12 protein-coding genes are annotated in these 13,242 nt (G+C 59.8%); 1 reads left to right on the plus strand and 11 read right to left on the minus strand.

Annotated features, from left to right (window positions below; all coding sequences use genetic code 11):
- Positions 1-53: 53 nt before the first annotated feature.
- Entirely contained in the window at positions 54-302 is a 249-nt protein-coding gene (locus tag FGF66_RS01660) for a ferredoxin (protein ID WP_139455971.1), read from the plus strand.
- A gap of 132 nt (positions 303-434) precedes the next feature.
- On the opposite strand, the gene FGF66_RS01665 is transcribed toward FGF66_RS01660, so the two are convergent.
- The 11 genes from FGF66_RS01665 to FGF66_RS01715 all read right to left on the minus strand — a co-directional run bounded on the left by FGF66_RS01665 (position 435) and on the right by FGF66_RS01715 (position 13,065).
- Entirely contained in the window at positions 435-1,385 is a 951-nt protein-coding gene (locus FGF66_RS01665; RefSeq protein ID WP_139455972.1) for a WD40 repeat domain-containing protein, read from the minus strand.
- A gap of 123 nt (positions 1,386-1,508) precedes the next feature.
- Positions 1,509-2,669 carry a glycosyltransferase gene (locus FGF66_RS01670; RefSeq protein WP_139455973.1) on the minus strand — a complete coding sequence of 387 codons (1,161 nt, stop codon included), beginning with the start codon at positions 2,667-2,669 and terminating at the stop codon, positions 1,509-1,511.
- A gap of 262 nt (positions 2,670-2,931) precedes the next feature.
- Positions 2,932-3,813 carry an ATP phosphoribosyltransferase gene (gene hisG / locus FGF66_RS01675; protein WP_139455974.1) on the minus strand — a complete coding sequence of 294 codons (882 nt, stop codon included), beginning with the start codon at positions 3,811-3,813 and terminating at the stop codon, positions 2,932-2,934.
- A gap of 27 nt (positions 3,814-3,840) precedes the next feature.
- Positions 3,841-4,572 carry a UDP-2,3-diacylglucosamine diphosphatase gene (locus FGF66_RS01680; RefSeq protein ID WP_139455975.1) on the minus strand — a complete coding sequence of 244 codons (732 nt, stop codon included), beginning with the start codon at positions 4,570-4,572 and terminating at the stop codon, positions 3,841-3,843.
- A gap of 18 nt (positions 4,573-4,590) precedes the next feature.
- Positions 4,591-5,304 (minus strand): diacylglycerol/polyprenol kinase family protein, encoded by a 714-nt coding sequence (locus tag FGF66_RS01685; RefSeq protein ID WP_139455976.1) that lies wholly within the window; start codon positions 5,302-5,304, stop codon positions 4,591-4,593.
- A gap of 145 nt (positions 5,305-5,449) precedes the next feature.
- Complete coding sequence (locus tag FGF66_RS01690; RefSeq protein ID WP_139455977.1) at positions 5,450-6,445, minus strand: UbiA family prenyltransferase; 996 nt, start codon at positions 6,443-6,445, stop codon at positions 5,450-5,452.
- Positions 6,446-6,795: 350 nt separating this feature from the next.
- On the minus strand, positions 6,796-8,109 hold the full coding sequence (miaB, locus tag FGF66_RS01695; RefSeq protein ID WP_139455978.1) for a tRNA (N6-isopentenyl adenosine(37)-C2)-methylthiotransferase MiaB: 1,314 nt from the start codon (positions 8,107-8,109) through the stop codon (positions 6,796-6,798).
- 244 nt (positions 8,110-8,353) lie between these two features.
- On the minus strand, positions 8,354-8,965 hold the full coding sequence (locus tag FGF66_RS01700) for an iron-sulfur cluster assembly scaffold protein (protein WP_139455979.1): 612 nt from the start codon (positions 8,963-8,965) through the stop codon (positions 8,354-8,356).
- Complete coding sequence (locus FGF66_RS01705; protein WP_139455980.1) at positions 8,949-10,151, minus strand: cysteine desulfurase family protein; 1,203 nt, start codon at positions 10,149-10,151, stop codon at positions 8,949-8,951. The genes FGF66_RS01700 and FGF66_RS01705 overlap by 17 nt, the downstream gene beginning before the upstream one ends.
- A 239-nt stretch (positions 10,152-10,390) precedes the next feature.
- Positions 10,391-10,819 carry a helix-turn-helix domain-containing protein gene (locus tag FGF66_RS01710; RefSeq protein ID WP_139455981.1) on the minus strand — a complete coding sequence of 143 codons (429 nt, stop codon included), beginning with the start codon at positions 10,817-10,819 and terminating at the stop codon, positions 10,391-10,393.
- A 182-nt stretch (positions 10,820-11,001) separates the two neighbouring features.
- Complete coding sequence (locus FGF66_RS01715; protein ID WP_139455982.1) at positions 11,002-13,065, minus strand: hypothetical protein; 2,064 nt, start codon at positions 13,063-13,065, stop codon at positions 11,002-11,004.
- Positions 13,066-13,242: the final 177 nt, after the last annotated feature.

Here is a 13,242-nt window from a genome sequence, read left to right on the forward strand (position 1 = left end):
TCATGCCGGTTTTTGCTGACGGCAAACACCATATTCCACAGGAGGAAAAAGCTATGGCCAACAACAAACTGAAGCATACGGCAAATGCGACCGGCCCGTTCTATGTCACCAGCCCGGACGATCCCGACGGACAGGGTTGCAACGGCTGCACCATCTGCTACAACGCCGCCCCGGACTTCTTTGCCGAAGACGAGGAGGGATTCGCCTACGTGGCGCAGCAACCCGAATCGGAAGCCGATATCGCCCTCTGCCGCGAGCAGATGGAGGCCTGCCCCACAAACGCCATCGGCGACGACGGGTGAATGCAAGAACTGGACGCGGTGGACGTTGTGGACAAAGAAAATTTTTATTGTCCACTTCGTCCGTGCCAGTCCACTTCCCCAAAACAAAACTGCCGGGCATCAACCCGGCAGTTTTGTTAACATCACGAAGCTTTACACGACGCCCCAGAGCTTGATCTTGAAGTCGTCGCTGCCGCTGGCGATCACCTTGCCGTCCGGCGAGAAGGCGACCGACTGCACCTCGTGCGTGTGGCCGCGATAGGTGTGCGCGAGCGTTCCTTTCTCCACGTCCCAGAGCCGCACCGACTCGTCGTTGGCCGCGCTGGCGATGAGCGTACCCGCCGGGTTGAAGCAGAGGCTGCGAACGCCATCTTCGTGCCCTTCGAGGATGTGGATGACTTTGCCGCTCGTCGCGTCGAGCACCTTCACCTTGGCGTCGCGACCGCACAGCGCGATTTTGCTGCCATCCGGGCTGAAGGCCGCGAAGTGCGAGAGCGTGTCGCCGGTCGCGTAGTTGGCGATGTTCTTGCCGGTTTCGATATCCCAGATTTTCACCACCGGCTCCTCGCCGCAGCTCACGAGCTTTTTGCCGTCGGCGCTGTAGGCGATGCATTCGATGTAGGACTTGTGGCCAAAGAGCGTTTTCAGCTCACTGCCGGTTTCGGCGTCCCAGAACTTGATGGTGGTGTCGCGCGAGCAACTGGCCACCACCTTGCCGTCGGGGCTGAAGGCGATCATGCGCACCTCGGTATCGTGCCCCTTGCAGACGTGCAGGCACTTGCCGGTCACCACGTCCCAGATGCGCACGGTGCTGTCGATGCTGCCGCTGGCGACCTTGTCGCCCTTGGGGCTGTAATCGACGCACTTGACCCAGGTGGTATGGCCCGACATGGTATGGATCGCGTTGCCGGTCTCGACATTCCACAACTTCACCTTTTCGTCGAAGCTGCCGCTGACCAGCTTCTTGCCGTCGGGGCTGAAGCGTACGCCAAGCACCCGGTCTTCGTGACCAGTGAGGGTTTTGATCAAGGCCGCGTCTTCGCGCACCTGAGGCCGTTTCAATTCCACCTCTTTTTTGCCGAATATCTTCGAAAGAAAACCCATGTGTGTAGTTCGTTTGATGGTTGCCGGGCGACGGCATGACGATGCCGGAAAACGCCTGAAAAAATTGTCTGCTAATTTAAAAAATTTTATCCGTATCACCCACCGCCGACGCGCTCTGCGCTGCTAACTGCCATGACCTGAAAGCGGGTAGTTCCGCCCCTTCCACTGCGGCCCTTTGCCAAAAACGCTCAGGCGGAACGAGTTGGCGGCGATCAGGAGCAGCATCGCCTGCGAAAAGAGATGCAACGCCACGGGCCACAACGGCTGACGGAACTTCGCGGCGATGATGAGGCGGATGAGGAGCGCCACCGTAATCTGAGCCGTCGGCAGCCAGAACAAGGTGAGCGAGCGGTCGCCATGCAGCGCCGACGTAGCGAGGAAGCCGTACGGCGCGAGGTAGAGGAGCACGACGAGCGCCATCAGCGCCATGAAGCACGGGACGCTGTTGCCGAGACCGGCGAAGAGATTCTTGGAAAATCCCTGCCACACCTCGCCGAAACCCCGGTACATGCGGCAACTCACCGCGTCGGTTCCGTCGAAAGCCGCCACCTTGCCGCCCGAACGCTTGACCGCCTTGCAGAGCCAGACATCCTCGACGATGTTGTTACAGACCGACCGATGCCCTCCGATCTTCTCGTACGCCTCGCGCCGGAAAAGAATGAACTGGCCGATGGCGTAGCAGAAGGCCGGAGAGCGGCTTTTCCAGACCATCGCGACAGGCAGGTAGCTGAAGAGAATGTGATAGACCAGCGGCACGATCAGCTTCTCCGAGAAGCTCTGCATCTGTTGAGCCGGAGTGAGCGAGAGCATCCCCGCGCCGCTGCGCCGCATCGCCTCGACCGCCCGCGCGAGCGCGTCGGGCTGGTGGCGCGTGTCGGCGTCGGTGAAGAGCAGCAACTCGCCCGCCGCCGCTTCGCCAAGCTGCTGGCAGGCCCACGCCTTGCCGTGCCAGCCCGCCGGAAGCTCGCGACCTTCGAGAATCCGCAGCTTCGCACCGGCGGAGGGCCCGGCGGCGATCCGGCGGAGCGCGTCGAGCGTGCCGTCGCTGGAGTGGTCGTCGAGCACGATCACCTCGAAATCCGGATAGCGCTGACCGAGCAGCGAGGTGACGCACGCCTCGATGTTCAGCTCCTCGTTCCGCGCAGGCACCAGAAGCGACACCTTCGGCGCGAACGCGCCGTCACCCGGCCCGGCGGGAAGCGGCGGCAAGTCGCCGAGGTTTTTCAGCACGATGCCAAGAAAAACCAGCAGCGACCCCAAAATGAAGAGTTGATAGATCAGCATGGTAATGGTTACTCCGACAAGCAAAACCTGAAGCGCCTGTCAGAAAGAGATTGGGCTAAAGCCCCGATGTATTCTGTCTTGTCAGCGAACCCCAGCTTAAAAGCCGGGGCAATTATCAAGAGTTTCAATTGCCAAATCAATAAAAAGGCCGCACCCGGCGGCCTTGCAGTTACACGAATTGTCAGGTATCGGAATCCGGGAAACATGCTCGAACAATCTTCATCCTCTTTGTCCCTGCTGTCCCTGAAGTCCTTGCCGTCCCTTAATCGATCAGCTTGTTGATGTTGTACTCGAAAATCCCCTCCGCTCCAGCGCGTTTCAGTTCAGGAATGAGCTTGCGCACGATCTTTTCGGCGACGATCACTTCGAGCGCCACCCAGTCATTTCCGGCCAGGCTCGAAACCGTCGGCAGGCGCAGGGCGGGAATGACCGACATGATCCTGTCGAGCGCGGCTTTCGGGGCGTTCATCTTGAGGCCCACCTTGCCCTGCGCGTTGATCGCACCTTGCAGGAGCATGGCCATGCTTTCGATCTTCTCGCGCTTCCACGGGTCTTCCCACGCGGCCTTGTTGGCGATGAGCTTGGTGTTGGACTGAAGCACCGTTTCGACGATGCGCAGCTTATTGGCCCGCAGCGACGAGCCGGTCTCGGTCACTTCGACAATGGCGTCGGCCAGCTCCGGCGGCTTGACCTCGGTCGCGCCCCAACTGAACTCCACCGAAGCGTTCACGCCGTTCTCGGCCAGATATTTCTTCGTGATGTTCACCACCTCGGTCGCGATATGCTTGCCTTCCAGGTCCTTGACCGTCTTGATCGGCGAGCTTTCCGGCACGGCGAGCACCCAGCGCACCGGCCTCATCGAGGCTTTGGAATAGACCAGATCGGCCACCTCGACCACGTCGGAGTCGGTCTCGATGATCCAGTCCTTGCCGGTCAGTCCGGCGTCGAACGCGCCTTGCGCGACATAACGCGCCATCTCCTGCGCGCGGATCAGGATCGCCTCCAGTTCGTCATCGTCGATCGAGGGAAAATAGGAGCGGCTCTGGACGGAGAAATGGAAACCGGCGTTGGCGAAAAGTTCGAGAGTCGAATCCTGAAGGCTGCCCTTCGGCAGGCCCAGCTTGAGAACCTTGTTGTTGCTCATGTGATAAAAGAGAATCTGATAGTTGACTTAAAGCTTTTCGAGCCGGAACTCGCCCTGTTCGTACACGCCATACTGATACCGCCCTTCGATCCACGAGCCGAGATTGACGTAGGTGCTGCCCGAGTCACCCACCACCTGCAAACGCTCCGAGTGGTTATGGCCGCAGACAAAGTAATCAAAATCACGTTCACGCGCCAAAGCAGCGGCAAAATCGAAAAGGCGCGTCGATTCCGCGCGCATATCGACCTTTTTGTGCTTGCGGCTGAGAAGGGAGAAGCGCTTCATGAGCGCCGTGGCCAGGTCGGAGTGGAAAGCCGTGAGCAGGCCGAGATTGAACGGGTTGCGCACGAAGCGGGCGAAAAGCTTGTAGCCGAGGTCGCCCTCGCCGAGGCCGTCGCCATGCGCAAGCAGAAAAAGCTTGCCGTCGTGGCGCACCTCCTGCAATCCGTAGCAGGTTTTCACGCCAAGTTCGTCGTCGAAAAAAGCACCGAGGTAAAAGTCGTGGTTGCCCGCAAACCAGGTCACTTCGACGCCGCTCCGGACAAGCCCGGAGAGCATACAGAAAAACCGGGTGAACCCTTTGGGGATCACGTGGCGGAACTCCATCCAGTAATCGAGAATGTCGCCGAGCAGGTAGAGCGAGCCGCCCTGTTCGCGGATGACTGCGAACAGGGTTTCGAGGCGCTCCAGTTTTTCCTGTTCCGCCTGAGGCTCTTGCAGGCCGAGATGAAGATCGCTGAGAAAATAGAGTCCAGGCATCACACAGAGTCAACAGGTTCAGAGCACCGCGGAAAGCGCGATGACCCCCGTCGGAATGAGAATATTGTCCACCTCTTTCGGACTGACGGCTTCGATGACGGTGGCTGCAACGGCGATCATGGCGATCTTCGCGGGATCGAAGGATTCCGGCACGATCAGCCAGACGAAAAAGAGGCCCGCCCCAAGGCTTCCCGCAAGAAAGGCGAGGCTCCCCTCGACGCTTCGTTCGCAGAACACCTTGTACTTTATTTTACCCATTCTCGTTCCGATGATCGGCGCCAGACCGTCGCCCCAACCGAGCACGGCCATGGCGAGCACGCCGGCAAACTGCTTGTAGTAGAGAGTGCCGCAGATCATGGCGACCACCACGAAGTAGAGCGTGCCCTTGAGCAGCTCGCGCTTGTCGCCGGTGCGAGTCATGGTCTTGACCGCCTGATCGTCATCGGCGGCAAAAAGTCCCTTCTGGATAAGCAGCAGCGTCCAGACGGCGAAAACCGTGATGTTCAGGTAGTGCGACCAGTCGCCGTCGCGGAAAAGGGGCAGAAACACGATGACCGAACCGGCGCAGATGTGGGTGATCTTGCGGCTGATGTCGCGCGGCAGGCCGTGGTTGGTCACGAGCCAGTCCATGAGCGGCGGTACGCTGAACACATACGCGAACGTGAGCAGCATGACCAGAACGTTGTGCCACACGACAGGCAGGTCGAAAAAAGTAGGGGCTATGGCTGTCATGACGCCTCCGGATAGTGAAGGTTATGAGGAAGATGACCTGAAAAACGGATGTTCGCTCGAGGCATCGTCATCGTCTTGTCGTCCGGCATTCATCAGAACCGGCAGGCGAAAAAAGAGAGGGTTCCGCCCGCCACCTTCGTCAATATCACATGTACTGTCTGCCAACCAGCGCGGCGGCAAACATCTGGTTGGTCAGGAACAGAATGTTGTTGACCACCTGAAACCGCAAAAAGGCGTTGTGCTCCTGCACCTCGCTCTTGCCGATGGCGTTGCCGAAGCCGTCATCGACGGCGTGCTGCACCAGGGTGATGCCCGATTTGGGGTCGCGGTAGATCGGAATCTGGATGATGATGTTGAGCACCAGACCGGCAACGATGAAGTACATCAGGGTCGTGAAGCCCCATGCCGAGGCGCGCCAGGCAAAGACGGCAAACACCAGGTCGATGATGATGAAGGCCACCAGAAAGGTGTTCTTCGCGCCGATCATCACCGTCAGGGACTTCATGCCCCCCTTCGCGTCACCCTCCTGGGACTTGAAGTCGTTCATGATGATGAGCGCCACGGCCATGAAGAAGTTCAGTCCGGCCAGCCAGAGCACCTCGGGGCGTATGTCGCTGAAGAGCGCGTTGGCCGAGAGGTAAGTGATGAATCCGTAGGAGAAGCCCACCGCCGGGCCGGAGAAGAAGATGTTCTTTTTGAGCTTGAAGGGCGGAGCGGAGTAGAGATAGCCGACGACGAGGCCCGCCAGCAGCGAACCGACGAAAATCATGCCGCGCTGGCCGCCGATGCTCATGCCGATCCAGCTACTCAGCACGACGGAGATTACGAGCACGATGCTCCAGTTCCAGATCGCCTCTTTTTCGGAGAGCCTGCCGGACGGAATCGGGCGGGTCGGCTCGTTGACCCGGTCGAGTTCGAGATCGTAGTAGTCGTTCACCGACTGACTGAAACCGGTGCCGAGCGGGCCGTAGAGAAAAAAGAGGGCGGCAAGCAGGAGGTAGTCGCGCACGGTCGGCTGCATGGCGCCGGAAGCCATGACGCCACCGGCGAGGCAGGGAAAAACGCTGATCCAGGTGACGGGGTCGAGCAGTTCGAGATGGGCTTTTACTTTATCGACAAAACCTTTGCGTGCAACTGACATGATTGATAGAAGAGGTGAAAACGGCGGGCTGCCGATTTAAAAATGATTGCGAGAGCCTCGGCGAGGGGTTACTCCGCACCATGAAGCGCCCGAATATGTTCCGTGAATTTACGAATCCCGGCGAAATAATAACATCATATCGGGAACAATTATAAAGGAAGCATCTCCGGCGTGTTTCGCCAAGTCGAGATCATGAAGGAGACGTTGGCCGGGACGTTCCCTGAAGCGGCGCCAGAAGAATCGTCTTCGGTCTTTGTCCTTTGAGTCCCTTGAGTCCCTTTTGCAGGATGCCCCGTTGAATCGGAGGCACTCAGACCCGGCTTTATCCCGCAAGTGCGCTTGCCGACCGGCTACGACACCGCCTCGCCGGTGAGGGTGGCCGAGGTCGCGCCGGTGATCTTCACCAGAAGCGTGTCGCCCGCGTTGAACTCGCCCCGGCTGAAAACCACCGCGCGGTTGGTTTTCGTGCGGCCCATGAGTTGCAACGATGAGCGGCGGCTTTCGGCTTCGGCGAGCACCTCGACGGTTTTGCCGATCTCGCGCCGGTAAATTTCGCGCGACATGGCGTTCTGCAACTCGATGATCTCCTGGAGCCGCCGCTTCTTGAGCGCTTCGGGCACGTCGTCCGGCAGGTTCCGCGCCGCCCAGGTGCCGGGGCGCACCGAGTAGTGAAACATGAACGCCGTGTCGTAACCGACCGCCTCCATGAGCGAAAGGGTCTCGCGGTGCTCCTCCTCCGTTTCGGTGCAGAAGCCGGCGATCAGGTCGGTGGTGATGGCGGCGTCCGGAATGTGGCGGCGGATCATGGCGATCCGGTCGAGATACTCCTCGCGCGTGTGGCCGCGCTTCATCAGGTCGAGCATCCGCGACGAGCCGGACTGCACGGGAAGGTGGATGTGGTTGCAGAGATTCGGACGCGCGGCGATGACTTTGACGAGCGCTTCGGAGATGTCCTTGGGGTGCGAGGTGGTGAAGCGGATGCGCATCGACGGCGCGGCCTGGCTCACGCCGTCGAGCAGACCGGCGAAGTCGAGGCTCTTTTCGGCGTCGCGCCACGAGTTGACGTTCTGGCCGAGCAGCGTCACCTCGCGGAAGCCCGACGCGGCAAGCGCCGCGACCTCGGCCAGTACGCGCTCGTAACCGACGCTGCGCTCGCGCCCGCGCGTCACCGGCACCACGCAGAAGGCGCAGTAGTTGTTGCAGCCGCGCATCACCGGCAGGAACGCGCTGATCGAACCGGTTCTGACGGGATCGATGCCCGCGTAAGTTTCTTGCTGATCGTAATCGAGGCTGGCGAGACGCTTCTGTTCCCGCGAGTTTTCGATGATCCCGGCAAGCTCGCGATAGTTGTCCGGCCCAACGATGAAATCGACGAAGGGAAAATCGCTGAAGACCCGTTCGCGCTCGAACTGCGGCACACAGCCAAGCACACCGACCACCAGCTCCCGCTGCCGCCGCTTGCGCCCCTTGAGCTGCGTGAGGATGTTGCCGAGCCGCTCCTCGGCATTCTCACGCACCGCGCAGGAGTTGAGCAGCACCACATCGGCGGAGGCTTCGTCGCCAGCCCGCACGAACCCGCCATCCGTCAAAATCGCCGTGACGATCTCCGAGTCCGCCAGGTTCATCTGGCAACCGAAGGTGTGGATGTAAAATGATGATGCCATGCTGCTTATCGGAATCGAACCCGCTCTGAGATGTTGGGCTAAAGCCCAATCTCTTTCTTTGTGATTTATGCGATTGATTGTTGCCGAAGCAATAATGCGATGACAAATCAAAACCTGCACACTCACTCAACCTCCCGGAACGGAGCGAGGCGCGACCTCGTGAATCACCCGGCGAACCGGATTCATCACGAGGCGAGCCCTGCCGCTTCCTTCCCTTGAACTGAAAACTCCCCGGCGGAGACCGTCAGGCGCCGAAGTGGAGGTGGACGTACTTCTGAAGTTCGGCTTCGGCATCCTCCTTGCACAACCCGCAGACCGTGCTGATCTTGGTGTGCTCCTGAAGCTCGTAGAAAGTACGTGCGCCTTCGAGCACAGCCTCCTCGATGTCGTGATCGGTCACATTCATGCACTGGCACACCGTACGGGCCTGCACCTTCTGGACGCGGTCGTTCATGCCGTTGCGAATGAAGTAGTCGTTGATCGCCGCCCGTAGCGCCTTGTCGCCCAGCACCGAGCAGTGAATCTTGTTCTCCGGCAAGCCGCCCAGCTCCTTGGCGACCTCTTTGGGCGAAATGTTGAACGCCTGGTCGAGCGTCATCCCCTTGACCATTTCGGACAGGATCGAGGTGCTGGCGATGGCGCTTGCGCAGCCGTAGGTCTTCCACTGGCAGTCGATGATCTTTTCGCTCTCCTTGTCAACCTTGATGGCCACCATCATCTGGTCGCCGCACTGGAGGTTGCCCTCCATGCCGACGCCGTCGAAAGCGCTGGTGTCGTTGCCCTGAAGAATATTTTTCGGACTCTCGAAATGCTCCTTGAGTTTTTCCGTATATGCCCATTCACCTGATTGCAGCATGAGCGCCTCCTTTGATATAAGCTGTTGACATGTTTCTGATTCTTTCTATGATGCCCGGCAGGACATCGAGCAGGTATTCGACCTCATCGAGGGTGGTCGTGCGGCCCATGCTGATGCGGATCGAGCCGTGCGCGCGCTCGGCATCGACGCCCGTGGCGAGCAGCACGTGCGACGGATCGAGCGAACCCGACGCGCAGGCCGAGCCGGTCGAGACCGCGATGCCGGCAAGATCGAGATAGAGCAAAATCGACTCGCCCTCCGCGCCGGGGAACGACACGTTGAGCGTGTTGGGCACCGAGTCGGTCGGGTGACCGTTGAACAGCGCATCGTCGATGCGCTCCTCAATCCCCTTGCGCAGCACCTCCTTCAGCCCCAGCAACCGCTCCGCCTCCGACTCCATCTCGGCCTTGCGCATATCGACCGCCATCGCCAGGCCCATGATGCCAAGGGTGTTCTCGGTGCCCGCCCGGCGGCCCCGCTCCTGGTGACCGCCCCGAATGAAGGGGCAGTAGGGCGTTTTCTTGCGGACGTACAACGCCCCGATCCCTTTCGGGCCGTAAATCTTGTGACCGGAGATGGTCAGGAAATCGACGCCTAGCTGGTTCACATCGACCGGCACCTTGCCGAACGCCTGCACGGCGTCGGTGTGCATCAGCGCTCCGTGCTCGTGAGCGAGCGCGCTGATCGCCGCGATGTCCTGAATCGTGCCAATCTCGTTGTTGGCCATCATGACCGAAACGAGGCCGACGCCTCCAGCCTTCAACTGCTCTTCGAGCTGCCGAATATCGACCTTGCCATAGCCATCCACGTCGAGATAGCTGACATCGACGCCGCGATGCACCAGGCACTGCGAAGTTTCGAGAATGCAGGGATGCTCGATGCGGCTGGTCACGATCTTCGGGCGCATACCGGGAAAACACTGCCCGGAACCACAGGCGAAGAGTGACAGCACGGTGTTATTGGCTTCCGAACCGCTGCCGGTAAAGACGATCTCGCTCTCGTCGGCGCCCATGAAGGCCGCCACGCGGTGACGCGCATCCTCGACGTTGGCGCGGGCCTCGCGGCCAAACGCGTGCATACTCGAAGGATTGCCAAACATCTCCATGGCCGCCACCAGCTCTTTCTTCACCTCGGGGTGAAGCGGCGTCGTGGCATTGTTATCGAAGTAAATCTGTCTTGATGGCATAACTGGTTTCTGAATTTCGGTGAAATTTGCCGCAAGCAGGACAAATATAAGGTTATTACCGATGAACACCCATGCCGAAAGATAAGGTTCCCGGCATTAAAGATTTAGGACTAAAGTAGTCTTGTTTTATCTGGAAAGCAAACAGGAAAAGTGAAAACAGGAATTTCGAAGCACCGTGCTGGCGGCGGCAGAAACAGACAGAAACAGAGTCAAGAGCTGAATCCTTGCCGAAACCCGGCTCAGAAATGTCCGAAGAAAAGTAGAAGCATCAGGGCGAACAGGATGGCGACGACCGCCGCAACCACGATCAGCCACCGGCGCGTCTTGCGTTTCGGCGCAGGCGCGGATTGACGCGGGTTTTCCAAAACCACCTGGGCTGGAGGCGGAATCGAAAAGTTCGACGCGGCAATGCCCAGCTCATTGCGGCACGAATCGAGCAAAGCATCGTCTCCGACGCCGAGTTCCGCCGCGTATTTCTTCAGATAGGAGTGGACGTAGAGAGGAGGCAAAAAGGTGAAGTCACCCGCTTCGATTTTTTCGATGTGGGTGCTGCGAATCTTGATCAGGCGGGCGATTTCATCCACAGAGAGGGTTCTCTGAACGCGAGCTTGCTTGAGCGCCCGGACAAGCCGCTCAAGGGAACTTCGGTCCAAAGTCTCGTCAGGCATTGGAGAGGAGTGGTTTTTGTGATGAAAAAATCATCGACGTAGTTTGCAATTTATAAAAAAATAACGTTTTGGCCCAAGCGTAATAATCGGGACTCCCCGCCTGGCATATCGCTTCAGCGCAAAAAGCCCGACAAATCACGCCACCGGAGTTACGGCGATTCGCCAGCCCGATGCCGAATCCGCTACTCAGCCCCGTATGAGCCGAGCCATAGCCAGGCCTGACTGCCGGGCGCACCGGAATTCCGGGCGGCTTTTTTCAGAATCTCCGAACCGGATGAACCGGATTTGACAGCCTGCTTCATGAGCGTTTTCATGCCGGAAACCTCATGTTCCGATATTGGTTTGAAAGACAGAAACACCTGGTCGGCGGGATGAAACAGCTTGTAAATCGCGGCCTTCTGCGGACGAGTGGCGTCGAAAAACAGGATGCCGCCTTGCGGGGAGACGCCTGAATCGATGGACGCTTCGCCCTCTGAAACGAGCCAAGAAACCTGACGATCACGCCCGAGCATCGAATTCTGCCCAAGCAGATGGAACGGCTCCGCTTTGCGCGAAACGAAGATAAGGCGCCGGTACCCCTCCAGACGGCTGGCCATCGATTGCAGCAACGCGCCGGTCAGCCAGCGGCGATTTTCGTCATTGGCAAGCGCGGCCTCGGAGTTCGGGCCGGCGGAGACGAGGCGCTGCCGCAATGCGGCGAAGCGGGCCGTGACCTCTGCGCCCGAAACCTTCGCCCTGACAATCTGCATCTCCCGGCCGCTGACCAGCATCGAGGTCGAAAGCGAATCCCGGATCAAAAATCTCACCAGCGCCTCGCCGGGCCGGAGGCTCTTCTGGAGCGTGCGCAGGGTCAGCGGCTGTGGCTGCAACCGACCGGGAACCGAGCCGTCAACTTTGGCCGCCTCGGCTATCAGCGCTATCAGCCGCCCCTGCTTCTCCCTGATCGCCTTGTCGGCAATGGGCGCAAGCACGAAGCCCGTCCCGTCTTCGAGCATGGTGATCTTGCGCTGAAGCAATCCCGATATATCCCTGCTCTGTTCGATGATCTCGTTCTGCACGGCCTGGTGGCCCGCTGGCAACCGGAATCCGGAAATACCTGTCTGCATGAAGCGCTGCTGCTCCAGGTAACCGCCGAGAGCGGTGGCGTCGAAAAGCTCGGTGTACCGTCCCTGGGCAGCCAGAAGATCGCCGAGTTCTCCGGCGGCCTGGTGCTCCAGGGCGACGTATTCGGCGGCGGTAGCGGGAATGCCGTAGTGCTGGCAGGCGGTAAGCCCGAGCCGGTACGCCTCGATCCGTTCGGCGGGAGGCAGCTCGGAACACCGGCCAAGCATGAAAAGCGCCGCGACTTTGGCGAAGGGCATGTTCCGCTGCCCGAAATATTCAATGACGCTGCGATACGTATCGGGCTTGCGAACGATGATGTTGTTGGACTCGAACTGGAGGATCGCCACAAGCCGGGGATAACCGGCCTGCTGGGCGATGGCCAGCGCCCGGAAGAGCAGATAGCTCGCGTTCGGGCGCTGCGTTTCCATTTGCTGGAGGCTCCTCGAGGCAATGCGCAACGCCTTGATCTTCACCTCCGGCGAAGCCTCCATCTTCAACACCCGGCCAGAGATCACGGCGATCTTGCCCGCGAGATTATCGGGCGTGTCGAGACCGGCCACCTTGCCCGTCAGGGCGCAATCGAGAATGCCGGAGAGGCCCGACATGCTGACGGCCGCATCTTCGGAGGCCGCAAGCTCCTCGTAAATGCGTAACGCCTCGCCGACCTTTCCGGCCCTGAAAAGGAGACGCGCCCGGTCGAAACGCTGCCATGCGACGGGATTTTTCAGCGTTGCCATGACCAAAGCCGCCCGGCCGTACATGCCGAGTTCGGCGTACATCCGCCCGGTATCGAGCGCGACGGCGTTATGCAGCGAGTCGGGCAACTTGCCGCCGTCGTGCCGCCGGAGCGCATCCCAGGTGCGGAACGCGCCGGAGTAGCGCCCGGTCAGGAACTCGATCCGGCTCTTCCGGCTGAGCGCTTCAAGGGCCGCCCGGCTGACTCCATTCAGCGTATCGGCGGCGAGTGCGCGGTCGTAGCGATCGAGCGCTTCCTGATAGCGCTTCTGACTGCCCAGACGCGCGGCCTCCTGGTACAGGGCCAAGGTATCCGCGCCCGTCTCCGGCTGACGACACGAAGCAAGCGGTAGCGCGAGGCAGAGCGGCAGAAAGACGCGATGGCACAACAATCGAATAGATTTCATGGCTAACCCGAAGAGTGGTGATACAGTCTTTATGATGTTACGCAGAAATTCTCCGCCGGTCAAGCATCATCGCCCCGGCGGCGGCAAATCGCGTCAATGAACGTTCAAACCGCCAGACCGGTTATGTGAAGGTATTGATGTATCTTGAGGCATATCGAGGCGACTATTGCCGGTTCA

This window comes from Chlorobaculum thiosulfatiphilum (genome assembly GCF_006265165.1).
Taxonomy (GTDB): Bacteria; Bacteroidota; Chlorobiia; order Chlorobiales; family Chlorobiaceae; genus Chlorobaculum; species Chlorobaculum thiosulfatiphilum.

Coding starts and splice junctions, on each gene's coding strand:
- FGF66_RS01660 (WP_139455971.1), top strand. CDS start 54: ATGGCCAACAACAAACTGAAGCATACGGCAAATGCGACCGGCCCGTTC.
- FGF66_RS01665 (WP_139455972.1), bottom strand. CDS start 1,385: ATGGGTTTTCTTTCGAAGATATTCGGCAAAAAAGAGGTGGAATTGAAA.
- FGF66_RS01670 (WP_139455973.1), bottom strand. CDS start 2,669: ATGCTGATCTATCAACTCTTCATTTTGGGGTCGCTGCTGGTTTTTCTT.
- hisG (WP_139455974.1), bottom strand. CDS start 3,813: ATGAGCAACAACAAGGTTCTCAAGCTGGGCCTGCCGAAGGGCAGCCTT.
- FGF66_RS01680 (WP_139455975.1), bottom strand. CDS start 4,572: ATGCCTGGACTCTATTTTCTCAGCGATCTTCATCTCGGCCTGCAAGAG.
- FGF66_RS01685 (WP_139455976.1), bottom strand. CDS start 5,304: ATGACAGCCATAGCCCCTACTTTTTTCGACCTGCCTGTCGTGTGGCAC.
- FGF66_RS01690 (WP_139455977.1), bottom strand. CDS start 6,445: ATGTCAGTTGCACGCAAAGGTTTTGTCGATAAAGTAAAAGCCCATCTC.
- miaB (WP_139455978.1), bottom strand. CDS start 8,109: ATGGCATCATCATTTTACATCCACACCTTCGGTTGCCAGATGAACCTG.
- FGF66_RS01700 (WP_139455979.1), bottom strand. CDS start 8,965: ATGCTGCAATCAGGTGAATGGGCATATACGGAAAAACTCAAGGAGCAT.
- FGF66_RS01705 (WP_139455980.1), bottom strand. CDS start 10,151: ATGCCATCAAGACAGATTTACTTCGATAACAATGCCACGACGCCGCTT.
- FGF66_RS01710 (WP_139455981.1), bottom strand. CDS start 10,819: ATGCCTGACGAGACTTTGGACCGAAGTTCCCTTGAGCGGCTTGTCCGG.
- FGF66_RS01715 (WP_139455982.1), bottom strand. CDS start 13,065: ATGAAATCTATTCGATTGTTGTGCCATCGCGTCTTTCTGCCGCTCTGC.